This is a genomic window from Geoglobus sp., assembly GCF_054018175.1.
The window spans coordinates 1-25,181 of record NZ_JBPLZQ010000050.1; the positions used below are offsets into that span (position 1 = coordinate 1).

The window sequence follows — 25,181 nt, forward strand, 5'->3', positions numbered from 1 at the left end:
AGTGATAGAGCCGCTGAGGGAGCTGTACAAGGACGAGGTTAGAGAAGTCGCAAGGTTTCTCGGCCTACCAGACGAAATTTCAGAGAGAATGCCGTTTCCCGGCCCGGGGCTTGCGGTGAGAGTAGTCGGGGAGGTCACGCCCGAGAAAGTTGAGGTTGTCAGAAAGGCCACCCAAATCGTCGAGGAAGAGCTCAAGGATGTTAAGAAGTGGCAGGCATTTGCCGCTCTGATTGGCAAGGCAACAGGTGTCAAGGGCGACATCAGGGTCTACGGTTACGTAATCTCAGTAAGAGCGGTTGACAGCAGGGACGGGATGACGGCAGACCCGCTGAACCTCGACTACGAGAAGCTCAGGAAAATAGCACTGAGGATTACCGGAGAGATTCCGGAGGTCGTTAGGGTCGTTTACGACATAACCCCCAAGCCACCTGCGACGATCGAGTATGAGTGAGCTCATTGAAAGGGAAAAAAAGGTGTTCATGCAGTTCTTCAGCAGGTACCCCATCGCAGTCGAGGGAGGCGAAGGCTGCTGGCTGTATGACGAGAGTGGAAGAAAGTACCTGGACCTCATAGCTGGCATTGCCTGCATTTCCGTGGGACACGCCAACGAGTACGTTGCCGAGAGAGTTTCAGAGCAGCTGAAGAAGCTCGTCCACGTTTCCAACCTCTTCTACACCCGACCACAGATAGAGCTTGCTGAAAAGCTCAGAGAAATTTCCGGCCTCGACAGATTCTTCTTCACGAACTCGGGTACTGAAAGCGTCGAAGCCGCGCTAAAGGTGGCAAGGAAAGCCACAGGAAGGAAGAAATTTGTAGCATTCACGAATGGATTCCACGGGAGAACCATGGGGGCACTGTCTGTCACGTGGAAGGAGAAGTTCAGACAGCCATTTGAACCCCTCGTCAAACCCGTGAGCTTTGCCGAGTTCAACTCCGTAGAGAGCCTTGAACAGTGCGTTGACAGAGACACAGCGGCAGTAATACTGGAGCCAATACAGGGAGAGGCGGGAATCTTTCCTGCGAGCACGGAGTTCATGAAGAGGATATTCGAGCTGAAAGAAGAGTACGACTATCTCGTCATATTCGACGAGGTTCAGACCGGGTTTGGAAGGACGGGCAGGTGGTTTGCGAAGGACATGTACGGTGCCACGCCGGACATCATCACAATGGCCAAGGCGATGGGGAATGGCTTCCCCGTCGGGGCGATAGGCGTAACCGAGGACGTTCACCGCTTCATCGAGAAGGGTGATCACGGCTCGACCTTTGGAGGAAATCCGCTCGCGTGCACCGCGTCGCTCGCAACCATTGAGTACATAGAACGGAACGACCTGCTGGAGAACGCGGTACAGATGGGCGAGAGGTTCAGGAGAGGACTGCAGGAGCTCGAATTCGTCAGTGAGGTGAGAGGTGCCGGGCTGATGATAGGTGTAACCGTCGATGACGCCAGAGAGTTTGTCAGATTCTCGATGGAAAGGGGTGTGCTCGTTAACGCGACATCAGATAGAAATGTCAGGATACTCCCTCCCCTGACGATCGGGAGGGACGAGGTCGACTTCGCCCTTTCCGTCTTCAGTAGGTACAGGGGTTAAACGTCCACACCTCTTTTTCTCAGGTGTTTGATCACCATGTTCCTCTCGAAGTAATCCAGAATGTCCCTTCTTGCCTGTTTCCTGCCACGGTAAATCGGCGAGATTTCGACGATCTCATCCACGCTGTGCCCCCTTTCCCAGAGCTCCATGATTTCTTCCTCCCTTCTGTCAAAGTGCTCGAGAAAAGATTGCAGAAGCGTATCTATCCTGTCTCTACCCTCCACGGGTGGGCGGTGAGACGGGACGATTATGTCGAAGTCGTAATCGAACAGCTTTTCGATACTCTGCCTGAACTTTTCCGGATCGCTTTCAGGGTTGCCGTACCACGGCCCAAACGGCGTGAGGTCCACGTCTGCAGAGAAAAGAATCCTTCCATCCACCAGTACGAGGTGCATGTCGATCGTGTGCCCCTCCGTCTTTATCAGCTCTATTTCGTGCCTATCCGTGCTGAAATCGTCACGTTCGTCATACAGGATGGCATTGAAGTCCCTGAGACCGGCAATGTTTCTTGCGAAGTCCTCCCACCTTTTCTCAATTCCGGGTGCAAACCTTCTCGCGAGCTCCACGACCCTCGTTGAGGGATGTGGTGTGTAGACTGTCTTCCCGAGCTCCTCCACCATCCACGCTCCCGAGGAGTGATCGGGATGTGTGTGGGTTAGTATCAACGAATCGAACCTGTCAGAGATGTCCATTAGCAGATCTATGCCGCAGCTGGAATCGACAAGCAGATTGTCCACGAGAAGACAGTTGCAGTACGGAAACCTGCCACCGTTATTTCCCTCCACAAAATACACGCCATCAGCGAGCTTCATCGAATTCCTGTCGAAAAATAGGGATAAATAATTTCCTCCACTCAGCTTATAACCAGCGGGACATACTCAGGATGTGGAGCGCAGAGTCATTTCGATCTCGGCTGCGAGGTTTGCAGATTCCCTCGGTGGGGGCATGGCGTACTTCACACTTCCAATACTCATAGGCGTTATCGGTCACTCAGCTCTCCCGGTGGACACCCTTTCAGGAATAGTCATTTCCACGTGGGGTTTTCTCGCAACAATCTTCCAGCCAGTTGCAGGTAGAATTATCGAGAAGCACGGGCGGCCAAAAAAGTTCCTCTACACCTCCCTGACCATCACCGCATTCCTCGTGCTGCTCTACACGCGGGTGAGGAGCGTGGAGGAACTCATTGCTCTGAGGGCCCTGCTCGGAATTGTCGAAAGCTTTCTGATGGTTTCGAGTTTAACGCTCCTGATGCACTTCGCCGGAAGAAAGAAAGGGGAGTCGTTTGGGCTCTACAACACCTTCACGGATCTCGGGTTTTCGGCATCCCCCGTACTTGCCGGAATTCTAATATCCATGGGAATGGATCTCGTGTTCTACATCTCGTCGCTTATGGTGATTGTCTCAGCCGTGGCGGTTTTCCTCTTCGTCGAGGACATAAATCCAGCAGTCGTGAGGAGCAGGAGGGGAGGGATAACCGACCTCGGAAGGGACATTTACCCTGTCCTGATATCTCTCTCGGCCTCGGTTGCCCTGATGTCCTCAATAGTTCCGCTGGAAAACACGTTCATGGAGAGGCTGTCAGTAACCCCTCTGGAGTTTGGCATATCTTTTACCCTTTACCTCATCACCAGAACAGCGTTCAACACATTCGCCGGTATGGTGACGGACAGAGTGGGTGCTGAGAAGGTATACACAGTTTCATCGCTAATGCTCTCCGCAACCGCCGTCTTTCTGCTCACCACCAGCTTTGCACTTTTCGTGGGCGTGAGATTCGTTCAGGGGTTCATCGTGGCGCTCGTCTACACGTCCTCTGCAGTCTTCGTCGCGGAGAGGAGTGGACTGAGCTACGCGATCTCGATGAGCATACTCTCCTCCGTAATAACGGCAGGTCTAACAGCAGGCCCGCTCATTGCAGGATTCATCAGCGGGTATCTGGGTTTCGAGGTAGCCTACATTCTCTTTTCATTAGCCATAGCTCTGCCGGTCGCTGTCGAGGTCGCGAAAAGAAATGGAAAGGGAGCTACCAGCCCCTGAACTGGTAGTACTCCCTGAGCTGAAGTTCGATGTCTGGAACGTTTCCCTCGCTCCCCCCGTCCACAGGCTGCAGCACGATCTCGGGAAGCTTGTCGTATTCCCTGCCTCTTCCCGCCAGCTCGTTGAACTCCCTCTTTCTGAGAAACGTCCTCTCACCAATCTGATATATTCTCTCGACGCTGTAGTCGATGCCGGTCGATGCCGTGAGGAGCTCGGAAATGTGCTTCGGTTTCGCTGGCACGAACACACACATTACGAGGGAGTTGAATATCTCCGAGTAGTTCTGCATTTTTGCGGTTACCACGCCCTTGCCCTCGTTCTCGAACCTGCCACTGCTGACAATCCCGTACTCCCTTATCTTCATCCCCATCTCGACGTTGTACATCTGGTGCGGAAGGTGGCACGCTCCTCTGTTGTTGGTGGCATACGCAACTGCGAGGCTCGAAAATGCTCGTGGATCGTGCATGGGTATCTCGAGCCCTCTCACGTGTGCCGCCACGCCGCTCAGTCCGAGTTTTTCCTCGACCCTCATCGTGCCCTCTGCAAGCAGGTCTCCGTGTCCGCGCCTGTGGGCGATGTCCTCGAGCAACTGCTTTGCCTTTTCCACCTCGCCAAACCTCACACCGAAGTCTGCAAGGTTATGCTCGGTCAGGTACATCGCCATGCCGATCGTGACGCCGGAGGATATCGTGTCGAGCCCGAGGGAGTTGGCAAGGTGATTCATCTCAATCAGCGCCTCTGCCGAGTCAATCATGAGGAGCGAACCGTAAGATGCGAGGGTTTCGTACTCGGGAAGGTGATACTCCTTTCCACCGTAATCCAGAACCTTCCCGCACCTTATTGGACAGCCGAGACACCCGTCGTGTTTTTTGAGATACTTCTCAACTATGTAGTTGCTGGAGATCCTGTCAGCAGCACCGAAAACGCCCTTCGTGAAGTACCTCGTCGGCAGGTCACCGAACATCTCCGATGACTCCACATAACCTCCAGTCCCCACCTCCTTGAACATGTTGGCTGTAAAGTTGTCTTTCACCCTCGCCGCGAGCTCGCTCATGGCCTTTCTGTACCTCTCCGCATCGTGGGGCTCGGGAGTGAACGCGTCTTCCTTCGCAACCGCTATTGCCTTCAGTTTTTTGCTGCCCATCACAGCCCCCATGCCCGTTCTGCCAGCCGCTCTCGAGTTGTCAACGAGTACGCACGCATATCTCACCAGGTTCTCTCCCGCCGGGCCTATGACGGCTGTCGATACTTCTCCCTCGTCCTCCTGGATCGCTCTCTGCGTCTCGTAAGTGGTCCTCCCCCAGAGGTGGTCAGCATTCCTTATCTCGGCTCCACCCGAATCCACATAGATGTACACAGGTTCCGTACTCCTGCCCTCTACGATGAGGCCATCCCATCCGGCCCTTTTCAGGTAGGTCGCAAACTTACCTCCCACGCTGCTCTCTCCCCAGGCGTAAGTCAGTGGAGACCTTGCCGTAAACTGGGCTCTCGATGCAGAAAGCGCTGAGGCCGTGAGTGGCCCGGTCATCACTATCAGCGGATTGTCTCCGCTGAACGGCTCTGCTTTGTACGAACCATAGTCGAGATGCAGATTGACGGCCACACCTCCTCCACCAACATACTCCTCATACAGGCTGTTTTCTGGCCTGTATTCCTTAACCTCCCCGCTTTCCAGATTTACCCTCAGTATCTTCCCGGCATACATCATTTCAGAACCCTCCTGAGTATTTTCTCAACATCCTCAACCTCCGGCACGAACGGTCCGGTTATCACGCAGCTATCCTGCATCGCCCTCTCAACAATCTCATGGACGTGTTCCGTAAAGTCCCTCTCCCGGAATACGCTCAATACGTCAAACCTTTCGGACAGTTCCCCAACCCTCTCGGTGACATCAAATCCAACGAGGTAGGACAGTTCGTTCAGCCTCTCCACGCCCCTCTCCCTGTAGAACTCCAGAACCGGGAGGAGGAACCCTGCTATGGCTCTTCCGTGCGGAACGTCCATAACAGCTCCGAGGGCGTGAGCGAGCGCATGTATCACGCCAACCTGAGAGTTGCTGAACGCCATCCCTGCCATCGTGGCGGAGACGTGCATGACCTCTCTCGCTTTCTCGTCACCTTCGTAGGACCTCTCAAGGTTCTGAAGTATTTCTCTCGTCGCCTTCACTGCAAGGGAGTCGCTGAACGGGTTGCTGAATGTGCTCAGGAACGCCTCGATTGCGTGACTCAGCGCGTCGAATCCAGAGGAGACGACGAGGTCGGCTGGCATTTCCCTGACGAAAACGGGATCCACAACCGCGTAATCAGGCATGACGACCTCGTTCGCCATCACCACCTTTCTCTCCTCCTCCGGATCTCTGAGTACGATGGCCCAGGTCGCTTCACTTCCAGTCCCGCTGGTGGTTGGGATTGCGATGAACGTCGCCTTACCCTCAAACCCGTACTCCCTCAGATCCGTGAACGGTGTGATCTCCTCCGGTTCTATGCTCACCTCAGACAGGATCCGCCCTGCCTTCGCAAGATCTATGACGCTTCCACCGCCAAGTGCGACAATGACGTCTGGATCGAGGTCTCGTATCCTCTCGGACAGAGCGACGGCATCATCTTTCAGCGGCTCTCTAACCTCTGCCGCGTACACCTCGTGATCTCCAAGGTATCTTTCGACGATCTTAACGTATCCCAGACCGACCATCACCCTGTCCGTGACGATCAGGGAACTCTGTTCCCCGTATCTTTCGAGGAACTCGACGGAGTCCTCTCCAAAAATAATTCCGGGAGTGAGAAACTTCCACATTTCCTCACCGCTACTCCGGAAGTTCCGTATCCACTTTCTGTGCAACCTCCACCAGAACCTTTGCCGCCTTGGCGTACCTCATCACTTTGGCCATGTTCCCCTTAAGCCTGAACTTCCCAGTGACGAGTCCCTTTATCGGGTCAATCTCACCGTTCAGAAGCTTTTTCCAGTTTGAGTACTTGCCCCTGAACTCGAACGCCGCGCTGACTTTCGACGGATCGTCGACGATGTAGCCGTCCCTCGCCTTCCCGTGGTAAAGGTCTATGTATGCGTACAGGGGCTTTTCAAGGCCCTCGTCAGGCTCGACAACGAACAGGAAGTCTCCTTCCCAGTCCTTCGCCGCCTCCTCGTACTCCTTGCTCTCGTTAAGGAGCCGGATGTACTCCTTCACCCACTCATCCGAAAACAACACTGGCATGAAACAAGATAGGCATGAATAATTATTTAAAATTTCTTCCAGCTTCAGCAAACGTTATATTGGTGATCAGATAACAATCAATCATGACAGATCGGTTTGTCGTCGTGTCAATGAGCCCCCTGCCGGAGTCGTTTATACAGGGTCTTTTCGCACCATTCAAGGCGAAACTCGGAAAGGACATAAAGGTCGTGGCGGTTTTTGGGAAGCCGAAAGAGGAGGTGCTGAAGGTCCTTGAAGATGCAGACGTTGTTCTCGGAGACTACAGCTTTCAGATGAAGATAGACGAGGAGATGTGCAGGGCCATGAAGAAGGTGAAGCTGATTCAGCAGCCATCAACCGGTTTCGACCACATAGACATAGAGGCCTGCAAGAGGTACGGAATACCGGTTGCAAATGCCGGAGGGGCGAACGCTGTGAGTGTGGCGGAGTACACAGTCATGGCCGCTCTCGCCCTCATGAAGCGCATACTCTACGCTCACGAAAGGACTGTCGCTGGGGAGTGGCCCCAGTGTAAGCTGATGGACATGGGGACATTCGACCTTTACGGCAAGACCTGGGGCGTTATAGGATTCGGGAGGATAGGCAGAGAAGTCGCCGGCAGGGTCAGGTGCTTTGGAGCGAAGATCCTGTACCACGACATCAGGAGGTACGAAGATCTGGAAGAAGAGATGGGCGTGGAATATGCCGATCTCGGAAAGCTCCTCAGAACGAGCGATGTCGTGTCCATCCACGTCCCCCTTACCGAAAAAACAAGAGGGATGGTTGGCGAAAGGGAGCTGAGGATGATGAAACCCACTGCCGTGTTCATAAACCCGTCGAGAGGAGAACTGGTTGACGAGGAGGCCCTCGCAAGAGCACTCAGGAACAGATGGATATTCGGGGCTGCAATAGATGTGTACTCCTCAGAGCCACCTGACGAGAACCATCCGCTCATAAAGCTTGCGAGGGAGGGAGGGGTCAACATCCTGCTCACCCCACACATCGCAGGAGCTAATGCAGACGCGAGATCGAGAATCATAGAGCACAGCATTGGTAACGTCGTCAGGGTGCTCATGGGTGGGGAGCCAGAGTCGGTGGTGAACATGTGATGGTCACGGTGGCAGAGTTTCTCGCAGACTTTCTGTCAAAAAACGGAGTGAAGAGGGTCTACGGAATCATAGGTACTTCGGTGCTCGATTTCTACGACGCCCTTTACAGCAGGAAGGATATCAGGGTAATCACCGTGAGACACGAGCAGAGTGCAGTTTCTGCTGCAGACGCTGAATTCAGAGCCGGTGGAGAGCTGTCGGCCGCTCTCGTCCATGCCGGTCCCGGGTTCCTGAACACGACGATCAGCCTCGGCATTGCGATGAAAGATCGCATACCCCTCCTTCTGATTTCAGGCGGCGTGAAGAGGAGGCTCAGGGACACCGACGCGTGGCTCGAGGTGAAGCAGAAGGCGATTGCAGACGGTCTCGTGAAATCGTATCACGTTGTGGAGAACCCTGGAGAGCTGGCCAGTGTGCTGACAGATGCTTTTGTGGAGATGCTGAGCTACCCCTATGGGCCAGTGGCGATTGAGATTCCTGAGGACATCTGGAGTGAGGAAGTCTCAGGGGATGTCGAAGACGTCAGAAAAACCCCTGCAAACGGAATCTCCGCAGAGGACGTGAGAGAGGTGGTCGATAGACTGAGGAGGTCTGAGAGACCTCTCATCCTCGCGTGCGGAGAGCTCGTTAGAAAAAGCAATTTCTCCCAGCACATCCTCAAAAAGGTCGCTGAGTGTTTCTCAGCATTCGTCCTGACGTCTGGAAACGGCAGGGGTGCCCTGCCATAAGATGACCCGCACTCCCTCGGGAGGGTCGGTTTCGGTGGCGGAAACCTTGCAGCAGACAGGGCTTTTGAGTCAGCCGATTTCGTTCTCGTGCTCGGAAACGAGCTCGACGACATAACCACATACTCGTACACGCTCGTGCCAGGAGGGGATGTAATTGTGGTCTCCGAAGACCCTTCCGCAGAGCTTAGACCGTTCTACTACGAGCTCATCAGAGCAGATCCCGTCCTGTTCCTGAACGCACTTGCGAATGCCTGCGAAGCCGCTGAAAGCAAGGCTCCATGGGCTAGGAAGGTTGGCGAACTCAGAGAGGAGTGGCGGTCTCTTCTGGAGGAGTTCAGCAGCAGAAAGACATCCCTCTGCAACCCCGGGGCATTTTTCGACCTTCTCGACGAAAGGCTCGAAAGGGATAGAGTAATCGTCGCAGGCCAGGGCACTCACGTTGTTTTCGCGAACAACAACCTCAAAGTCCACCTTCCCGGAGGGTACCTCGCATCTACGAACCTCGGAGCGATGGGGTACGCCCTGCCTGCAGCCATTGGAGCAAAGATGGCGTGTCCCGAAAGGCAGGTCATTTGCGTCGCTGGCGACGGAGAGATCATGATGACGATCCAGGAGCTCGAGACGGTAAAGAGAGAGAAGCTGGACGTCAAGATCGTGGTAGTCAATGACAGCACATACAGGGTGCTGTACCTGAAGCAAATTCTGCAGAAGCAGGGGAGAGTATTCCAGACGATCCTGAGCAACCCGGACTTTGTCAGGCTTTCCGAATCGTTTGGAATTCCGGCAATGAGGGTCGACAGTTCAGACAGAATTGAGAATGGAGCCGACTTCCTGCTGAAAGATGGGGCGAGGCTGGTTGAGCTCGTGATAGACAGAGACGAGATTCCTCCCCTAAACCTGAACGCCACACTCAGAATGGGCGTGGTCTGACCACGGTCATCTTTATTTTTGCGGACATCCGCCTGCCATACCTTCTTTTAGGGGCACTGAACATAGGGAAACAAATGGAAAAAAAGCCGGAGGTCAGCTCTTCTTCCTGACCACTATTTTCCACTCGTCCTCTCCGATTTCTTTGACCTCGAGCACCTGGTGCCCCTCCATTTCCAGGCTTTTCGGCAGGTCTCTCACAGCTGGCTCGTGATCGGTGATAATCTCGAACACCTCTCCAGGTTCCATGTCCTCCATGGCGACCTTTGTCTTCACGAAAGTGAAGGGACAGACCTCGCCCCTGAGATCAACCCTCCTCATAGGCGACAGCTCTCCACGTACTTTTCGGGAATGATATCGCTCACCTTTCCACTGCAAACCGGACACTCGGGGTTCTTTCTGAGCTTCAGCTCCGTGAAGTCCATCGTGAGGAGATCCACATGAAGCATCCTGTTCGTCAGCGTTTCACCAATTCCCACGATCAGCTTTATGGCCTCTATCGCCTGGAGCGTGCCGAGAACCCCCACAGTCGCACCGACGACTCCGGCCTCCTGACACGTCGGGACGCTTCCTGGTGGAGGTGCGTGGCTGAAAACACACCTGTAGCACGCACTCTCACCGGGAACTATGGTCATTATCTCCCCCTCGAACCTGAGTACGGCCGCGTGAACCAAAGGTACTCCCTCGATTACGCACGCGTCGTTAAGCAGGAACCTGGCGGTGAAGTTGTCCGTGCAGTCAAGGACCACGTCGTAGTTTCTCACGATCTCCCTCGCGTTCTCCGGAGAGATGTGGAAGGGATAGACCTCCACCTCCACATCAGGATTGAGTTTTTCCACGAACTCCCTGGCAGATTCGGCCTTGTTCTTTCCAAGATTTCCAGCATGGATGGTCTGCCTCTGGAGGTTGGAAATGTCCACGACGTCGCCATCTGCAATTCCGAGCTTTCCAACCCCTGCTCCGGCCAGATACTGAATCGCCGGACTTCCCAGGCCACCTGCTCCAACAACCAGCACCTTAGAGTCGAGCAGCTTCCTCTGTCCGCTGACTCCGATCTCCGGCATTATGATCTGTCTCGCGTACCTCTTTATCTGCTCGTCGTTCATTTTCAACCTCCCGATATTGCTGGGATGAAGGCCACCTCGTCGCCGTCCTTCAGCTCGGTTTCAAGGCCCTTCAGGTGCCTTATGTCCTCACCGTTTACAAATATGTTTATGAATGGCGTGATGTCTCCATCCCTCAGCAGTTTCTCTCTGAGCCCGGGGAACTCCTCGAAGAGTTTGTCGAGCAGCTCCTTTACGTTCCCGGCTTCGACCTCTACCCTCCTCTTTCCACCGGTTACTGCGGAAAAAACCGTGGGAAACTTTACCCTTATCAAGCTATCACCTCCTCAAACTCCTCAAGCCTCGGCCTGATCTTCACGGTCTCGTCGAGGTGGCTAACTATTGCCTCAGACGTCTTGAGACCGTTTCCTGTGAGGTAGACCACCACCACATCATCCCTGTCTATCCTGCCCTCCTCAACGAGCCTTATCAATCCCGCCACCGTAACTCCACCGGCAAGCTCGGTGAAGATGCCCTCAGTCTTCGCGAGCAGTTTCAGAGCCTCTATGGTCTCGCCGTCCTTAGGATCCTCCGCAAATCCACCGGTCTTTTCTATTATCTCCTTCGCAAATATTCCGTCTGCAGGATTGCCTATTGCAAGGCTGTGCACTATCGTGTCCATCTTCCTCACGGGCTCAATGCCCTTTCCGTACTTGACCGCCTTGGAGATTGGCAGACCGTATGGCTGGGAGCCGTTGAAAACGACATCCTTGTCCTCGACGAGCCCGGTCCTCTCGAGATCTCTGAATCCCCTGTATATCGCGCAGAGAAGCGCTCCAGACGCCATTGGTACGACCACCTGATCCGGCAGAGTCCATCCAAGCCTCTCAGCAGCTTCATACGCGAGAGTTTTGCTGCCCTCAGCATAGTAGGGCCTGAGGTTTATGTTGACGAAACCCCAGTCCGGGTGTTCCTCAACAACCTCAGTGGCGATCCTGTTGGCATCATCGTAGGTTCCGTCAACCTCAATCACGTTGGCTCCGTGAACGAGGGCCTGCGTAATTTTGTTCTTTTCAATTCCCTTCGGAACGAAAATGTACGCCGGAAGTCTCGCCTTCGCAGCGTGAGCTGCGAGGCTTCCAGCAAGGTTTCCAGTGGATGCGCACCCAACGGCTTTCATTCCAAACTCCTTTGCCTTTGTAACCGCAACGCTCACGACTCTGTCCTTGAAGGAGTAAGTTGGGTTGACGGAATCGTCTATCAGAAACAGGTTTTTGAGCCCGAGTCTCTCACCCAAATTATCTGCCTTGATGAACCTCGTATATCCGGCCCCGAGGTCAACGGGCTCGCATGACGACTCAACCGGAAGAAAGTCCTTGTACCTCCACAGGGACTTCGGTCCCTTTTCTATCTTGTCCCTGCTTACGCGTTCAGTTATCCAGTCCCAGTCATACTGAACCTCAAGGGGACCGAAACAGTTATCGCACGTGTATATCGGCTCGGGCGGAAACTCCTTACCGCAAATCCTGCATCTGAGTCCTGCAACCTTCATGTAACGTCGTTAAACCAATTAGTATAAATAATTTTCTCCCAATTGAAGATTACTGTCAGTAATCAAAAAAGGGTCAGATGAATATTACCTTGTCGGCATTCATCAGCTGCTCCGGAAGCCCTCCAACCCTGTCGATCCATTGGGGCATGTCCTCCTCGCTGTATCCGAGAAGTTCCATGCTTCCACTGCAGACTATTACTTCGAGGTTGCCGAACTCCTTGCCTATGCTGGCCATTTTCTCGAGACTCTTAACTCTTCCGTCCGAGAGACCTTTGTCTATTACCCTGTTCCTGTTCTCGTCCCCGCAATCGACTGTTCCTTTGACCACAGTGTCTATCGCCCAGTACGTCAGAAAGATGTTTACCTTCTCTCCAACCGCGGAGTAAGTGGTGGCTATGCTGAACGCGTGGTATATCCTGTCCCACTCACCGCTGTGCACTATTATGGAGATCATGGCACCACCACTTTAAAGACCACCACCCTCAACAAAAGGATTTTCCATTTCGGCGATTGCCTCGAGCACCTCATCCCTTATGAAGATGCACTCCTTGCCCTCGAGCAGACACTTCCTGACGTATGTTCCGCTGAATTCCTTCGCATCGTGCGGACACAGGCTCTTGCTTATAACGCCGCACTTTTCGCAGAAGTGGAACTCCTTGAAAAACAGGGGCTTTATCTTCAGATCGTCGTGCTCCTTCAGCAGGTCATGGGCGTCATAAGGGCCGTAATAGTTCCCCACACCGGCATGGTCCCTGCCAACTATGAAGTGTGTGGCTCCAAAGTTCTGCCTCACTATCGCATGGAACACTGCCTCTCTTGGCCCGGCGTACCTCATTTCCGTTTTCCATATTCCGAGAAACGTGTTCTCCTTCCTGTAGTACTTTTCGATCAGAACCTGGTACGCCCGTATTATCACCTCATCCCTGAAGTCACCCTTCTTTTTCCTGCCTATGACGGGATTGATGAACAGGCCCACGCTGCCTCCCGTGTATGCCTCAACCGCCAGCATCGCCGACTTCTGAACGTACTCGTGCCCAATGTGAGGGGCGTTTCTCGTCTGAAATGCAACAACGTGATCCCATTTACGAAATATCTCCCTTGTCACCTCAGGAGGAAAGAAGAAGTCGTCGAATCTCCTGTCCGCCGACTCCACGAACCAAACATTTCCACCGGCGAGAGTCTCGTTCATCTCCATGACTCTCCTTACACCGGGATGTCCGGGATCGTCTGTACCAAAAACACACCTGGCGTACTCCTTCCTGTCGAACCTGTAGGCCTCCTCAACCTCGATGATGCCGACAACCGTACCCCTGTGGGTGAGCGCGTAGGTTTCTCCTTCCTGCAGGGCGAGGTCAAGAACTATCGGTATCGTCCAGCTCAGTCCGCTGGAAAGTCTCCCCTCCCAGAGAACACTTTCGAAGTCTTCAGAACACAAAAACCCTTCAAGAGGGCTGTATATTCCGAGACCTATGTTTTCCACGTCCAGAGCCCTTTCTCTGTCTATCTCAACCCTCTCGAGTTCTCCGACCTCACTCTTCAGCTTTTCATCCGCCACCCTTCTTACCAGTTTCCCGCCATGTGGCTCGATCACGTTCTCACCCTGATCCTCATCTCGTCCACCAGCTGGCCATCGAAGTAAACCCGGTACACCATATCCTGCCCTTCCTCAAACGCAAGGAGTTCGTACCTCTGGTCACCGATATGCGGTGGCAGTCTGAGGCGTATGGCTCTGGAGGGGCACTCCTTAATGCACGCACAGCAGTGCCAGCACTTATCCGGGAACTCAAGTATCGGTGTGCCGTCCATAACGATGGCGAGACTCGGACAGATCTTCTCACACTTTCCGCACCTGATGCAGGAGTCGTAGTCGAAGATGATCACACGTGATCCCTCCTGAACTGGAAGGTTCTCCCATCGAACCTCGAAACAAGCATGTAGTTCGAACTGCTCAGCTCCGGATAGTCGCTTCTCATCTGGAATGGTGGCATCCTGGTTTCCCTCCTCTCAACCATGTGCTCGAGCATCGCTCTTGCTGTGACAAGCCTATCACGCGTTTCGAAAACCCTCACGGGCTCACCACCCAGGTCGAGTTCCATCAGCCTCTCAATCTCCTTCAGCGCAATTCCTGCTGAAGCTTCGTTGTAAACGTAGTACCTCGAAATGCCTCCCGCGTAGTGATCAAGGACGAACTGCATCCTTTCCTCAGCGTCCTTCCAGTGGTACTCTCCGAACTCGACGTCAATCTCCGCAGGAGTGAAGTTGCTGACTCTCGAAATTTTGCTGGCACTTCTCGCGGCGATTATGCCCTCCGCAAGGGCACCACCAACGTGCTTGAGGGGGACTCCACCTGCAGCATCGCCGGCAGCGTAAAGGTACCTGAGAGAGGTCATCCTGCTCTCGTCAACCCATATGCCCGCGACCGTGTGGGAGCCGGAGATGTACGGCTCGCACGGCATGACCTCCAGCATGTCTCTCGTCAGGTCGATTCCCCTCGCGATGACGAACAGGAAGAACATGGGCCATGCGTTCAGGTAGAGCTTTATCAGCCTCTCCTTCTGATCCTCATCCAGACCTCTGGTGTCTATGTAAACCGGAAAGCTGCCCTCCAAGTACTCCTTTGAGGGGGCGTATGCTCTGATGGCTATCGGTGCGGTTTCACCTCCGAACTCCGCATACTTCGTTTTCATGAACTCCTCCCCGTCCGAGTTCCTGAGTGGAGCTCTGAATCCAACCGCAGTTACTCCGATGGGGCTGTTAACGTCCTTGATCCTCGGGGGTATGAACCTGAACTCGAAGCCCTCTATTTCCGCTCCCGCCCTTATTGCGAGTGAGTAACCCGTTCCCGCATTTGATGGTGGGTACCATGGGACAGTATATGACCTGTACAGTCCGCTCGCTCCTCCTGTAGCTATGAGAACGGCTCTCGCCTTTACGAAAAGCACTTCATCCTCCCTGAGGTCATACACATACACACCGTGAACCTCCGCCCCATCAGTGGCAAGCTCAATGGCATAGGCTCTCTCGATTATGTTCTCCGTCGATTCAACTGCGATGTCCGAGAGGATTGGTTTGATGTGCTCACCGTAAATCCTCATACCGAACCTTCCCTGTCTCTCGTGCAGAACGGGAAGTCCGTAGCTCTCGAGGACCTTTACGGCGTAGGGTGTCTCCTTTATCAGAGATACGGCGAGATCCCTTCTGGCAAGGCCCATTCCCTGAAACTTGACAAAGCTGTAGTAGTCCTCTGGGCTCTCCCCTTCGTGCAGGTATGAGTAAATCGCATTAACCCCAGGAGCGAGGCATCCACTCCTCCTGAGTTTGGCCTTGTCTATTATTACGCTCTCCAGTCCATGCTTCCTCGCCTCGTAGCTCGCAATACAGCCGGCAGTCCCACCGCCAATTATTGCGAGGTCGGTCGTGATCACTTCCATATCTTTATCCTCCAGCAGTCGCCCTCCTTGACCGTTTCAACCTGATACCCTCTCTTTTTCAAGACGAGCGGGAGGTCTCTCGCCGACGGCGGGTTGTCCGTGATCACCTCGAGTACAGCGTTTCCAACCTTTTTCAGGGCGAGCTCTGTGAATACCTGCGGAAACGGGCATGTGTTCCCCCTTACATCCAGCTCGTACGTGTTCTCTCCTATCTGCTTGAGTTTAAGCTCCATTTCTCATCTCCTCCAGCACCCTTTCAAACTCCTTAATCAGCTCATCTCCGTAAAGCCCCTCTCTAACGACTTTCGCCATTTTCAGCTCGGAGAAGCTACCACCGCAGAGCAGGTCGTAACCCTGCACGACACCGCTTTCCGTTCTCACGGGCCTGCCGACCAGACCAATTTCGCCAACGTGGTGGCACCCGCATGCGTTTCTGCATCCGGACACGTGAATTCTTACGTCCCGGATGCCTCTGCTCTCGCACACCTCCACGAGTCTTTTAAGAACGTCCTTTGCGTGTGGCTCACTTGTCCTCCCGCAGAAATTCGAGGCGCATGCTATGGAGGAGTAGTACAGCTCTCCCTCCCTTAGCTCGAACTTTTTCGATAGGTCCCTCTTGAGCTCGTCCACATTTTCAATATCGACGAATGTCACGTTCTGCTCGGGAGTGAGCCTGACTTCCCCGTTTCCGTGTTTGTCTGCCATGTCTGCTATGAACTCGAGCTTCTCTGCGGACAGCACACCCCCCAGTACCGGGAGGGTGTAGTAGTGCAGGCCGTCAATCTGCAACCCCGAGCCGTTGTGGTTTTTCGGAGACGGCATCTCCACTTCCACCCTTTCAAGCGGACCCACCCTCTCCTCGATCTCATTCCTGAGCCTTTCAATCCCCCACTGCGAAATCAGGTTCTTGAACCTCGCCTTAACCTTGCTCTCTCTGCTCGAGTGATCCCTGTGAATCTCGACCACCACCTTCACGAACTCGAAAGCCTCACCTTCCGGGACGAACACTCCAAGGCTCTTGGCGAGAGTTGGCCCTGGCTGGCTTGCACCTATGCTGCCACCGACGAAGGGAACAAAACCTCTCTCGCCGTGCAGCTCCACGCCAAACATTCCGAGGTCGTTTATTCCCAGTCTGACGCAGTCGCCACCACATCCGGAAAACGCAATTTTGAACTTTCTCGGCAGGTCGAGGTACTCAGGGTTGCCTGTGAAAAAGTCGGTGAGTTTCTTTGCGATCTCGGCTACATCGAAGTCGCTAACCTTACCGCTCAGTGGGCAGGCAACGATGTTTCTGACATCGCCAAAGCAGGCACCACTGAAACCCTGACCGCACATGTCTGTGAAAAATCCGATCTCGTACAGCTCGCCAAATATCTCCAGAGACTTTTCTGGATCTATCCAGTGGAGCTGGATGCTCTGTCTGTCCGTTATCTCAGCATACTCCCTCCCGTACCTCCTCGACAGCTCTGCAATTTTTCTCAACCTCTCAGAATCTATTTGCCCGGCAGGAACTTTAATTCTCAGAAAATGAAGTGACCCGTTACCATTATCCCTGCCAAGCGAGTATCTTCCAACGAACTTCGATATGTCACCGATGTCAATACTTATCTCCATCTGCATTCACCCCGTCCGAGATGTATGAACACTTTTTGGAATTACGTTATATAAATTTAACGCCGTTAATTATTAATATCTTGCAGCCATGTTACCCCTGCTAAGGTGGGGCAGATGTATGAAGTTTTAGGTCTTGCGATAGGATTTCTCGTGGGGCTCACGGGTATAGGTGGTGGGGCGCTGATGACCCCTGCCCTGCTGATGCTCGGTGTGAACATAGAGAGGGCAGTGGGGACCGACCTTGCGTACGCATTCACGGTGAAGTCCTTCTCGTCCCTCCTCCACAAAAGGGGGAGCAACTTCGACAGGAGACTGTTCTGCACGACAGCCCCACCCGGGATAGTCGGAATTCTGCTGGGATACATCCTGCTGAGAGAGCGATTCGTAGACGACAGGACGCTTGTCGTGATACTCGGAGTTGTGCTGTTTACCGTGTCGACCCTCATGATTTACAGTGGTCTGAAGCACAGGGTGAAGACGGAGTGCTTCGCGTGCGACAGGTACTGTGAGAGTTTTGGCGAAACGGATTCCAAGTGGTGGCTGATAGCCGCAGTTGCCTTCGTGGTTGGAGTTCTCGTACAGCTCACCTCCGTTGGCAGTGGAACTCTGCTGACGTTCGCGATACTCAACCTCACAACGCTGAGACCGAACAGGGTCGTCGGTACAGACCTTGTCACGTCGACCGTTCTATCAGGAATTGCACTGATCTCGCACGGAAGCCTCGGGAATGTCGATGTTGGTCTCGCCACAAAGTTGATAATTCCTGGGCTCGTTGGAGCATATGGTGGCTATGCCATCTCAAAGAGGTGCTCACCGGGTGTGCTCAAAATGGCAATCTCGGCCAGCATAGCCGTGGCATCTCTGACCCTGATAGCAGGTAAAATTTAAATAACTAAACGGTGTTAAGCATGGGGATGGATCTGAACCGTTACCACCCGAATAACCTGAAGAGGATATCGAGCGGAATGATCAACGTGCATCCAATCCAGAGAGGAGGCATTCTGACGGATGAAGCAAGGAGAGTTCTCCTCGAATGGGCAGATGGGTATTCTGTCTGCGACGTTTGCCTTGAGGGCAGGGTTGACCTCATAAAGAACCCTCCAATTGAGGACTTCAAGCAGGACGTTGCCGAATTTCTTGGCATGGATACCGCGAGGTTTACTGCCGGTGCCAGGCACGCCAAATTCGCGATAATGTCGGCGTTCAAGAACGGTACACTCGTCCTCGACTCCCTCGCCCACTACACCTCATACATCGCGGCCGAGCTAAACGGCATCAAAGTTTACGAGGTGCCCAATTCAGGCTATCCTGACTTCAGGATAAACCCCGAGGACTATGCCACTGCCTTCGAGAGGGTAAAGGAGGAAACGGGGAAGTACCCCGACCTGGCTCTCCTGACCCACGTGGACTACAGATACGGGAACCTTGCAGACGCGAAGAAGGTGGGAAAGATCTGCGAGGAGTACGAGGTCCCCCTGATCCTCAACACGGCATACACGTCAGGAATAATGGAGGTAAACGGGAAGAAGCTCAGGGCAAGCTTCATCGTTGGCAGTGGGCACAAGAGCTGGGCAGCCACGGCTCCAATTGGCATACTGGCAACGAATTATGAACTCGCTGATAGCGTGTTCAGAACCTCCAAGCTCAGGGGGGACTGGAGTGGGAGAGCATTTACAAAGAAGGAGCTTGCCCTCTTCGGGTGCTCTCCGGTTTACGGATTGCCTGTGATGACCCTCATGGCCTCATTCCCGAGAGTGGTCGAGAGGGTTAAGAGGTGGGAAGAGGAGGTCGAGAAGGCAAGGTGGTTCGTCAGAGAAATGGAGAAGATCGAGGGAGTTGAGCTAATAGGAGAGAGACCCAAGAACCACACGCTCATGCACTTTGAATCTCCAGCTTTCCACTACATCGCCAAGAAACACAAGAAGAGGGGGTACTTCCTTTACCACGAACTGAAGAAGAGGGGAGTTTTCGGTGTGCAGGCGGGGATGACCAAGAACTTCAAGCTGAACACCTACGGGCTCAGCTGGGAGGAGCTCGAGAAGGTGGCATGGGCCTTTAAAGACATAGCAGAGAAATACGGCGTGGAGGTGGAAGATTGAGCTTCAGGAGGCACTTCGAGATCAGCCTGAATCCAGTCGCAGTTAGATTCAGCGACGAAGAGTTGGATGGAAGCGAAGGAGAGTTCAGATTCTGTGAAGCGGTGAAGCTGGTGGCAGAAAGGGGAGAGAAACTCACGATAAACGAGTTCAACCTGTCATGTGCAGGAGCGCTCGTGTCCCTCGGATTCATAACGGAGGACGGTGGCGAGGATACGAAGGCCATAGTACTTGAGCCTTACGAGGGGCAGGAGTGCGATGTTGTTCTCGTGGTGACCACCCCTGAGAGGGTCATGCACATATCCTCATTTTACAGAAAGCTTTTCAACGAAGAGTTCAGAGCGGTGTTCTCCGGCGAGACTGCAGTCTGTGGAGAAGCGACAGCTTTCGTGAAAAGAGAACAGAAGCCGAACGTTTCTTTCCTGTGCCCCGGAGCAAGGGAGTTTGGAGGGTACAGAAGGGACGAGATCGTAATCGGATTTCCACACGACACGTTCAGGAGGATCGAGCTGGCGATAAAGAGGCAGGAGATCAAGTCTCTGTGCGGCTGTTTGATGGACGATCTCCCCAAGGACCTCATAGAAAAGTTCGAGAGCATGGGGTTTGACAAGGCGACGGACCACTTCATGGGCTTCGTCAACGGCAAAAGTGTCAGACTCTACATCTTCAAGGGTGATTCGAACTCACTCGGAGTTTTCACCTCAGTTAAGTTCAGAAACGAAAGCGAAGCGGAAAGGGTTGCCGAAAGATACGAGGGAGAGTTCGTGGCCATACCGCGTGAGAACTGGGTTGAGCTCAGCAAGATAGTTGACGTGGACGTCTTCAAGGAGTACAGGAACCCCGACTTCGAGGATGTTGTGAACAGAGAAGTGGAGCTGCTGATAGCCGAGGCGAAGAAGCTGAAAAAGCTGCGGGATGAAGTATGAGAGTCTACGTCGTTCACTACTCCGAGATTGCGCTCAAGGGAAAGAACAGGAGCTACTTTGAAAAAAAGCTGGTTGAAAACCTGAGGCACAAGATAAAGAAGATCGAGAACTGCAGGATAAGGAGGGAGTACGGGCGGGTGATCATCGAGTGCGACAATCCGGAGATAGCAGAAATTTTGAAGAAGACTCCAGGGGTAAAGTACTCCGCCCTCGCCGAGGTTGCAGAGCTTAGCATTGAAGGCATAGTCGAGAAAGCACTTTCAGTGTCCCCTGATCGGGGCACATTCAAGGTGGAAACGAAGAGGAGCAACAAGGAATTCCCGCTCACATCCATAGAGGTGAACAGAACAGTCGGGGAAAAAATCCTGAAAAGCAGGAAGCTGAAGGTTGATCTCCACAATCCGGATCACGTCATTTACGTTGAAATTTCAAACACGTACGCATACATTTATTCAGAGAGGATCGAGGGCATTGGTGGTTTGCCCACAGGAGTCTCCGGCAAGGTCGTGGCTCTGATCTCCGGAGGAATAGACAGCCCTGTGGCATCGTTTCTTGCAATGAAGAGAGGTGCCGAAGTCGTTCTCGTACACTTCTTCAACTCAACGGTACACTCGCAAAGTGTGAGGAGGAAGATACACGACCTTGCTGAGAGGCTGTCCGAAATCCACAGAGTAAAGCTGTACATGGTTCCCTTCCGAGACGTTCAGATGGAAATCATCCGCTGCATACCCTCAGACTACAGAATGATAGTCTACAGAAGGAGCATGATGAGGATGGCGTCGCTGATAGCCGAAAGAGAGGGCGCTAAGGCAATTGTTACCGGGGACTCTCTCGGACAGGTGGCGTCACAGACCCTGCAGAACCTCAGAACGGTCTACTCTGCAAGCAGGTTTCCTGTCCTCACACCACTGATAGGTCTCGACAAGGACGAGATAGTCGAAATCGCCAGAAAGATCGGGACTTACGAGATATCCATCCTTCCATACGAGGACTGCTGTTCGCTGCTCATCTCACAACACCCTGTAACGAACGCGGATCCCGCTGAGGTTGAGAACATGGAGAGGCACTGTCACCTAAAAGAGGATGAGGCGATCGAACTTGCAGAGACGTACGAGTTCGGTTAGTGCATCAGGTGTAGCAGGAGCAAAACCCATAAATATTTAACAACGTTAAATTACCATGATGAATGTGAAGAAGTCCGTTGACTGCATAGGAATGTTCTGTCCCATGCCTCTCTTTGAGGCGAGGAAAGCGATTGAGAGCGTAGATGTTGGAGATATCGTCGAAATTCTTGCTGACGACCCGTCTGCAAAGAAAGACATTCCCGAGTGGGCAGAAAGGTCTGGACATGAGGTTCTGGAAGTCAGGGAAGATGACGGAACATTTATCATCAGGATAAAGAGAGGTGTGTGAGTATGCCGTACCTCGACTATGTTGCTGGCTGTCCTGTGGATGATAGGGTTGTTGAGGCGATGATTCCCTACTTCAGGCACCCGGGTAACCCTTCGTCCGTTCATTCCAAGGGCTTCGAGGCGAGGAAAGCGATTGAAGACGCAAGGTCGAAGGTTGCAGAGCTCATTAACGCAGACTCATCAGAGATCGTCTTCACCAGCGGCGCAACAGAATCGAACAACCTCGCCATAATCGGTTACGCGATGAGGAACAAAAGCAAGGGCAAACACATAATTGTCAGTGCCATCGAGCACATTTCTGTTATAAACGCTGCGAAATTTTTGATGAAGAACGGTTTTGAAGTGGACTACGCCCCAGTAGACAGACACGGCAAGGTGATACTGGAGGAGCTCGAAAAACTGATCAGAGATGACACCATCCTCGTTTCAGTTCAGCACGCAAATCCAGAGATAGGTACTATCCAGAACATTGAGGAGGTCAGGAGTGTCGTCGACTGCGCACTGCATGTGGATGCTACGGCAAGCCTTGGCAAGATTGAGGTTGACGTGCAGAATCTCGGAGCGGATCTTGTAACTCTCTCGTCAAACGATATTTACGGCCCAAGAGGCGTTGGGGCGCTGTACATTAAAAAGGGTGTCAGGGTCAACCCGATAATCCTCGGAGGAGGTCAGGAGAGGGGCCTGAGGGGTGGAACCGAAAACGTCGCGGGAATAGTTGGGTTCGGAAGGGCAGCTGAAATAGCCATGGAAGAGTGGAGAGGTGAGGCGGATAGGCTTAGGGCCCTTAGGGACAGGCTGATCGAGGGGCTGCTGAAAATAGAAGACACATTCCTGAACGGCCACCCTGAAGACAGGCTTCCCAACAACGCGAGCGTGAGGTTCAGCTACATCGAAGGAGAATCCATACTCCTCAGCATGGACATGGAAGGGATACAGGCCTCCACAGGGTCTGCGTGCACATCCAAAACCCTGCAGCCGTCTCATGTGCTCATGGCCATTGGCCTGAAGCACGAAGAGGCCCACGGCAGCGTGGTCTTCAGCCTCGGAAGGTGGAGCAGTGAAGAGGACGTCAGCTACGTGCTCGAAAAGCTCCCGACTATAGTGGAGCGGCTCAGGATGATGTCTCCCCTCTACATGAAAAAGAAGAAGGGAGGTGGTTAGCGTGTACAGCGAGAAAGTCATGGAGCATTTCAGAAACCCGAGGAATGTTGGGGTTATAGAAGATGCCGACGGTGTTGGCACTGTCGGAAATCCCGTCTGCGGAGACCTCATGACCATGTACATCAAGGTTAAGGACGACAGGATAGTCGACATAAAGTTCCAGACCTTCGGTTGCGGAGCTGCAATAGCCACGAGCAGCATGGCCACAGAGCTCGCAAAGGGAAAGACCCTCGAGGAGGCGTTGAAGATAACGAAACAGACGGTCGCCGAGGCTCTTGGCGGGCTGCCCCCTCAGAAGATGCACTGCTCCAACCTTGCCGCCGACGCTCTAAAGCGTGCCATAGCAGACTACCTGAGGAAGGCTGGCAGGATCGAGGACCTGAAGAGGCTCGGGCTTGACAACCTGCCAGATGAAGACGAGCACGACGATCACGGAGAACTCTGTCCGATGTGAGTTTTTATATATTTAGCCACCCATTTCGAGCTATGACTCCGGAAGAGATCCTTGAGAAGGCAAAAAGGATGGAGCATGACGCAATAAAGACGTACCTGGAGCTGAAGAAAGATGCAGATACCGAAACATCAGAGCTGCTTGAGTTTCTGATATCTCAGGAAAGGGAGCACCTCCAGATGATCAACGACAGGCTCAAAGCCCTGAGGATCCTCAAAAAATAGCCGGTAAGAGAACCATGAAAACAAGTGTCAGAAGTAGCAGTGCCGTGGTGATTGCAAGCTTTTTACCGGCCTTGCCCTCGCTGAGGTACTCTCCTATGACCTCAGTGTAGAAAACAACCACCCCCGAGAGCAGGGTCAGCAGAGTAAAAGTCACCCATTTGGGAAAGCCGTGCAGACCTATGTATTTATCCCATATTCCCATTGAGTAATAAAACACAGCCACGAATTCGATTATTGCCGCTGCTGCCTGAAGGGAAGATGTCCTCTTCTGGAGTTCCAGGTTCTCGCCCCTGTGAAGCATCTCGAGCCTCAGGTGTACGGTCTCGAGAGCGTCCCTCACACCGCTGAGGGTTTGCTCAAAGCTCGTTTCGTAGTACTTCAAACTCTCGAGCTCGAACACAAGCTCATCCACCCACTCTGAGAGCAGATTTCCGAGGAGCCTCGAGATTTTTCTCGCCCTGAGTATGGCCAGGCCGATCTCCTCGTTCTCGTCCTTGAAGGTCATGTAAGACGAGAAAAATCCTGCTTTCAGTGAGGACAGCTCGAGGGCAAGCTTTTCAAGCACCGAAATCTCCATTTTTCCCGCACCCTCGAGTATCCTGACCGTGTCTGAGATTATGGCGGTTTCATCTCTCGAGAGGTGCTCGGCCCGAAGCCTCGAGTCCTTTATCAAGATCCTTGCAGTTGTAACCTCGCAGAGCAGCGCTGGAAGGTGTCCGTAAATTAGCTCATCATCCAGATCACCATCAAGGTAGAGCCTGTCACCCCTTACCCTGTACCTCCCCATCGCGAACTCGCCGGCCGGTTCCTCCGGAATGCCCAGCTCTACTGAGTACGCCGCCAGCGGTTCAATGGTTAGCCCGAGCCCGGAGTGAGTGACGACGACCACGTACTTCCCGTACCTCTCCACCACGACCCTCATTTCTTCATCGACAGCTATTACCTCGACCTCCCCAAACCTCCTGAACGAGTGAGTGAGTCCGGGAATCTCCTTCACAATGTCCTCGAGGTCCTCGAAATGGAAGAGGAGATATTCCACAAGATGAATTCCGGTGGAAAATATATAGAGTTTGCGTGTCCGGTAAATCCCGCGACACGTATTTATCTTTTCTGCAGAAACGCTGTTACATGAAGCACGCAAAGGTCATGCTCGTCATTATGGCAGTTTCCGCTATTGCCCTGCTGTCGGGCTGCTCGTCACAGCAGTCCCAGGTTTTCAAGACGATAAGCCCGGACGAGGCGTACAGGCTTATTCAGGAGAACGCCAACAATCCCGACTTCGTCATAATAGATATACGGACACCTCAGGAGTACAAGGCAGGCCACATACCAAACGCAATAAACATAGATTACTACTCACCGACGTTCAGGGAGAAGCTGGATAAGCTCGATAAGAGCAAGACGTATCTGATATACTGCAGAACAGGTCACAGAACTGGGAACACCATGCCGGTGATGAAGGAGCTTGGATTCCAGAAGGTTTACGAGATAAGGGGCGGGATAACTGCGTGGGCGAGCAAGGGCTACCCCGTGGTAAAATAACAGTCGCATCAATGAGTCCCAGCCAATCCCTCAACCATACTGGATGGGGCAAAAAAGTGCCGGCCTGAGCTTTGAAGCCGAGAGATCTGTGAACGGAAACGGAACGAGAACTACCTTTCCTTTCATCTGTATCTGACCTTCACATCTTTTAT

The 25,181-nt window shown here is 53.2% G+C and carries 30 protein-coding genes; 15 read left to right on the forward strand and 15 right to left on the reverse strand.

From position 1 onward, the window contains the following. Together ACXJJC_RS03890 and ACXJJC_RS03895 are read left to right on the forward strand one after the other, a co-directional pair. Window positions 1-451, forward strand: a 451-nt coding sequence (locus ACXJJC_RS03890; RefSeq protein ID WP_456369520.1) for a GMP synthase (glutamine-hydrolyzing), incomplete at its 5' end; no start/stop codon positions are given. Further along, a complete protein-coding gene (locus ACXJJC_RS03895; protein ID WP_456369521.1) occupies window positions 444-1,589 on the forward strand; it encodes an aspartate aminotransferase family protein in 1,146 nt (381 codons plus the stop codon). The genes ACXJJC_RS03890 and ACXJJC_RS03895, both read left to right, overlap by 8 nt. Here the strand turns inward: ACXJJC_RS03895 and ACXJJC_RS03900 are convergent. Beyond that, window positions 1,586-2,401, reverse strand: coding sequence for an MBL fold metallo-hydrolase (locus ACXJJC_RS03900; protein ID WP_456369522.1), 816 nt, complete (start codon window positions 2,399-2,401; stop codon window positions 1,586-1,588). The genes ACXJJC_RS03895 and ACXJJC_RS03900 overlap by 4 nt on opposite strands. A 73-nt stretch (window positions 2,402-2,474) precedes the next feature. Between ACXJJC_RS03900 and ACXJJC_RS03905 the strand changes: the two genes are divergently transcribed. Further along, on the forward strand, window positions 2,475-3,623 hold the full coding sequence (locus tag ACXJJC_RS03905) for an MFS transporter (protein WP_456369523.1): 1,149 nt from the start codon (window positions 2,475-2,477) through the stop codon (window positions 3,621-3,623). Here ACXJJC_RS03905 and ACXJJC_RS03910 read toward each other — a convergent pair. From ACXJJC_RS03910 to ACXJJC_RS03920, 3 genes are read right to left on the reverse strand one after another with little or no spacing between them, the layout of a single operon-like run. Further along, window positions 3,610-5,331 (reverse strand): aldehyde ferredoxin oxidoreductase family protein, encoded by a 1,722-nt coding sequence (locus ACXJJC_RS03910; RefSeq protein WP_456369524.1) that lies wholly within the window; start codon window positions 5,329-5,331, stop codon window positions 3,610-3,612. The two genes, ACXJJC_RS03905 and ACXJJC_RS03910, sit on opposite strands and share 14 nt — an antisense overlap. Continuing rightward, window positions 5,328-6,416: an iron-containing alcohol dehydrogenase gene (locus ACXJJC_RS03915; protein ID WP_456369525.1), complete on the reverse strand. Its 1,089-nt coding sequence runs from the start codon at window positions 6,414-6,416 to the stop codon at window positions 5,328-5,330. Before ACXJJC_RS03915 ends, ACXJJC_RS03910 begins: the two co-directional genes overlap by 4 nt. 10 nt (window positions 6,417-6,426) lie before the next feature. After that, complete coding sequence (locus tag ACXJJC_RS03920; protein ID WP_456369526.1) at window positions 6,427-6,834, reverse strand: SCP2 sterol-binding domain-containing protein; 408 nt, start codon at window positions 6,832-6,834, stop codon at window positions 6,427-6,429. 83 nt (window positions 6,835-6,917) lie between these two features. On the opposite strand from ACXJJC_RS03920, the gene ACXJJC_RS03925 reads away from it, so the two are divergent. The 3 genes from ACXJJC_RS03925 to ACXJJC_RS03935 all read left to right on the forward strand — a co-directional run bounded on the left by ACXJJC_RS03925 (window position 6,918) and on the right by ACXJJC_RS03935 (window position 9,580). After that, window positions 6,918-7,922: a 2-hydroxyacid dehydrogenase gene (locus ACXJJC_RS03925; RefSeq protein ID WP_456369527.1), complete on the forward strand. Its 1,005-nt coding sequence runs from the start codon at window positions 6,918-6,920 to the stop codon at window positions 7,920-7,922. Then, window positions 7,922-8,650 carry a thiamine pyrophosphate-binding protein gene (locus ACXJJC_RS03930; RefSeq protein ID WP_456369528.1) on the forward strand — a complete coding sequence of 243 codons (729 nt, stop codon included), beginning with the start codon at window positions 7,922-7,924 and terminating at the stop codon, window positions 8,648-8,650. The genes ACXJJC_RS03925 and ACXJJC_RS03930 overlap by 1 nt, the downstream gene beginning before the upstream one ends. A gap of 87 nt (window positions 8,651-8,737) precedes the next feature. Then, window positions 8,738-9,580 carry a thiamine pyrophosphate-binding protein gene (locus ACXJJC_RS03935; protein WP_456369529.1) on the forward strand — a complete coding sequence of 281 codons (843 nt, stop codon included), beginning with the start codon at window positions 8,738-8,740 and terminating at the stop codon, window positions 9,578-9,580. A gap of 93 nt (window positions 9,581-9,673) precedes the next feature. On the opposite strand, the gene ACXJJC_RS03940 is transcribed toward ACXJJC_RS03935, so the two are convergent. The 10 genes from ACXJJC_RS03940 to ACXJJC_RS03985 all read right to left on the reverse strand — a co-directional run bounded on the left by ACXJJC_RS03940 (window position 9,674) and on the right by ACXJJC_RS03985 (window position 17,217). Next, window positions 9,674-9,898: a sulfurtransferase TusA family protein gene (locus ACXJJC_RS03940; protein WP_456369530.1), complete on the reverse strand. Its 225-nt coding sequence runs from the start codon at window positions 9,896-9,898 to the stop codon at window positions 9,674-9,676. Then, window positions 9,895-10,683, reverse strand: a complete 789-nt coding sequence (locus tag ACXJJC_RS03945; protein WP_456369531.1) for a HesA/MoeB/ThiF family protein — start codon at window positions 10,681-10,683, stop codon at window positions 9,895-9,897. The genes ACXJJC_RS03940 and ACXJJC_RS03945 overlap by 4 nt, the downstream gene beginning before the upstream one ends. A 2-nt stretch (window positions 10,684-10,685) precedes the next feature. Continuing rightward, window positions 10,686-10,955, reverse strand: a complete 270-nt coding sequence (locus tag ACXJJC_RS03950; protein WP_456369532.1) for a ubiquitin-like small modifier protein 1 — start codon at window positions 10,953-10,955, stop codon at window positions 10,686-10,688. Beyond that, complete coding sequence (gene thrC / locus ACXJJC_RS03955; protein ID WP_456369533.1) at window positions 10,952-12,172, reverse strand: threonine synthase; 1,221 nt, start codon at window positions 12,170-12,172, stop codon at window positions 10,952-10,954. Before thrC ends, ACXJJC_RS03950 begins: the two co-directional genes overlap by 4 nt. Window positions 12,173-12,245: 73 nt before the next feature. Then, window positions 12,246-12,626 carry a DsrE/DsrF/DrsH-like family protein gene (locus ACXJJC_RS03960; RefSeq protein ID WP_456369534.1) on the reverse strand — a complete coding sequence of 127 codons (381 nt, stop codon included), beginning with the start codon at window positions 12,624-12,626 and terminating at the stop codon, window positions 12,246-12,248. Between the two features lie 12 nt (window positions 12,627-12,638). Continuing rightward, complete coding sequence (gene sat / locus ACXJJC_RS03965) at window positions 12,639-13,763, reverse strand: sulfate adenylyltransferase (RefSeq protein ID WP_456369535.1); 1,125 nt, start codon at window positions 13,761-13,763, stop codon at window positions 12,639-12,641. Beyond that, window positions 13,760-14,053 carry a 4Fe-4S binding protein gene (locus ACXJJC_RS03970; RefSeq protein WP_456369536.1) on the reverse strand — a complete coding sequence of 98 codons (294 nt, stop codon included), beginning with the start codon at window positions 14,051-14,053 and terminating at the stop codon, window positions 13,760-13,762. Before ACXJJC_RS03970 ends, sat begins: the two co-directional genes overlap by 4 nt. Further along, a complete protein-coding gene (locus tag ACXJJC_RS03975) occupies window positions 14,050-15,603 on the reverse strand; it encodes an FAD-binding protein (protein ID WP_456369537.1) in 1,554 nt (517 codons plus the stop codon). The genes ACXJJC_RS03970 and ACXJJC_RS03975 overlap by 4 nt, the downstream gene beginning before the upstream one ends. Then, window positions 15,594-15,836 carry a sulfurtransferase TusA family protein gene (locus ACXJJC_RS03980; RefSeq protein ID WP_456369538.1) on the reverse strand — a complete coding sequence of 81 codons (243 nt, stop codon included), beginning with the start codon at window positions 15,834-15,836 and terminating at the stop codon, window positions 15,594-15,596. Before ACXJJC_RS03980 ends, ACXJJC_RS03975 begins: the two co-directional genes overlap by 10 nt. Beyond that, on the reverse strand, window positions 15,826-17,217 hold the full coding sequence (locus ACXJJC_RS03985) for a nitrite/sulfite reductase (protein WP_456369539.1): 1,392 nt from the start codon (window positions 17,215-17,217) through the stop codon (window positions 15,826-15,828). The genes ACXJJC_RS03980 and ACXJJC_RS03985 overlap by 11 nt, the downstream gene beginning before the upstream one ends. Before the next feature lie 114 nt (window positions 17,218-17,331). On the opposite strand from ACXJJC_RS03985, the gene ACXJJC_RS03990 reads away from it, so the two are divergent. From ACXJJC_RS03990 to ACXJJC_RS04025, 8 genes are read left to right on the forward strand one after another with little or no spacing between them, the layout of a single operon-like run. Beyond that, complete coding sequence (locus ACXJJC_RS03990; RefSeq protein WP_456369540.1) at window positions 17,332-18,105, forward strand: sulfite exporter TauE/SafE family protein; 774 nt, start codon at window positions 17,332-17,334, stop codon at window positions 18,103-18,105. A 26-nt stretch (window positions 18,106-18,131) separates the two neighbouring features. Further along, window positions 18,132-19,316, forward strand: coding sequence for an O-phospho-L-seryl-tRNA:Cys-tRNA synthase (gene pscS / locus ACXJJC_RS03995; RefSeq protein WP_456369541.1), 1,185 nt, complete (start codon window positions 18,132-18,134; stop codon window positions 19,314-19,316). Continuing rightward, window positions 19,313-20,239, forward strand: coding sequence for a DUF169 domain-containing protein (locus ACXJJC_RS04000; protein WP_456369542.1), 927 nt, complete (start codon window positions 19,313-19,315; stop codon window positions 20,237-20,239). Before pscS ends, ACXJJC_RS04000 begins: the two co-directional genes overlap by 4 nt. Next, window positions 20,236-21,363 (forward strand): tRNA uracil 4-sulfurtransferase ThiI, encoded by a 1,128-nt coding sequence (gene thiI, locus ACXJJC_RS04005; RefSeq protein WP_456369543.1) that lies wholly within the window; start codon window positions 20,236-20,238, stop codon window positions 21,361-21,363. Before ACXJJC_RS04000 ends, thiI begins: the two co-directional genes overlap by 4 nt. A gap of 55 nt (window positions 21,364-21,418) precedes the next feature. Continuing rightward, entirely contained in the window at window positions 21,419-21,652 is a 234-nt protein-coding gene (locus ACXJJC_RS04010) for a sulfurtransferase TusA family protein (RefSeq protein WP_456369544.1), read from the forward strand. 2 nt (window positions 21,653-21,654) lie between these two features. Beyond that, window positions 21,655-22,812 carry a cysteine desulfurase family protein gene (locus ACXJJC_RS04015; RefSeq protein WP_456369545.1) on the forward strand — a complete coding sequence of 386 codons (1,158 nt, stop codon included), beginning with the start codon at window positions 21,655-21,657 and terminating at the stop codon, window positions 22,810-22,812. A gap of 1 nt (window position 22,813) precedes the next feature. Beyond that, window positions 22,814-23,266 (forward strand): Fe-S cluster assembly scaffold protein NifU, encoded by a 453-nt coding sequence (gene nifU, locus ACXJJC_RS04020; RefSeq protein ID WP_456369546.1) that lies wholly within the window; start codon window positions 22,814-22,816, stop codon window positions 23,264-23,266. A 32-nt stretch (window positions 23,267-23,298) separates the two neighbouring features. Continuing rightward, window positions 23,299-23,487, forward strand: a complete 189-nt coding sequence (locus ACXJJC_RS04025) for a ferritin family protein (RefSeq protein WP_456369547.1) — start codon at window positions 23,299-23,301, stop codon at window positions 23,485-23,487. On the opposite strand, the gene ACXJJC_RS04030 is transcribed toward ACXJJC_RS04025, so the two are convergent. Continuing rightward, a complete protein-coding gene (locus ACXJJC_RS04030; RefSeq protein ID WP_456369548.1) occupies window positions 23,477-24,526 on the reverse strand; it encodes a hypothetical protein in 1,050 nt (349 codons plus the stop codon). The genes ACXJJC_RS04025 and ACXJJC_RS04030 overlap by 11 nt on opposite strands. A gap of 89 nt (window positions 24,527-24,615) precedes the next feature. Between ACXJJC_RS04030 and ACXJJC_RS04035 the strand changes: the two genes are divergently transcribed. Then, window positions 24,616-25,029 carry a rhodanese-like domain-containing protein gene (locus tag ACXJJC_RS04035; RefSeq protein ID WP_456369549.1) on the forward strand — a complete coding sequence of 138 codons (414 nt, stop codon included), beginning with the start codon at window positions 24,616-24,618 and terminating at the stop codon, window positions 25,027-25,029. Window positions 25,030-25,181 lie beyond the last annotated feature (152 nt).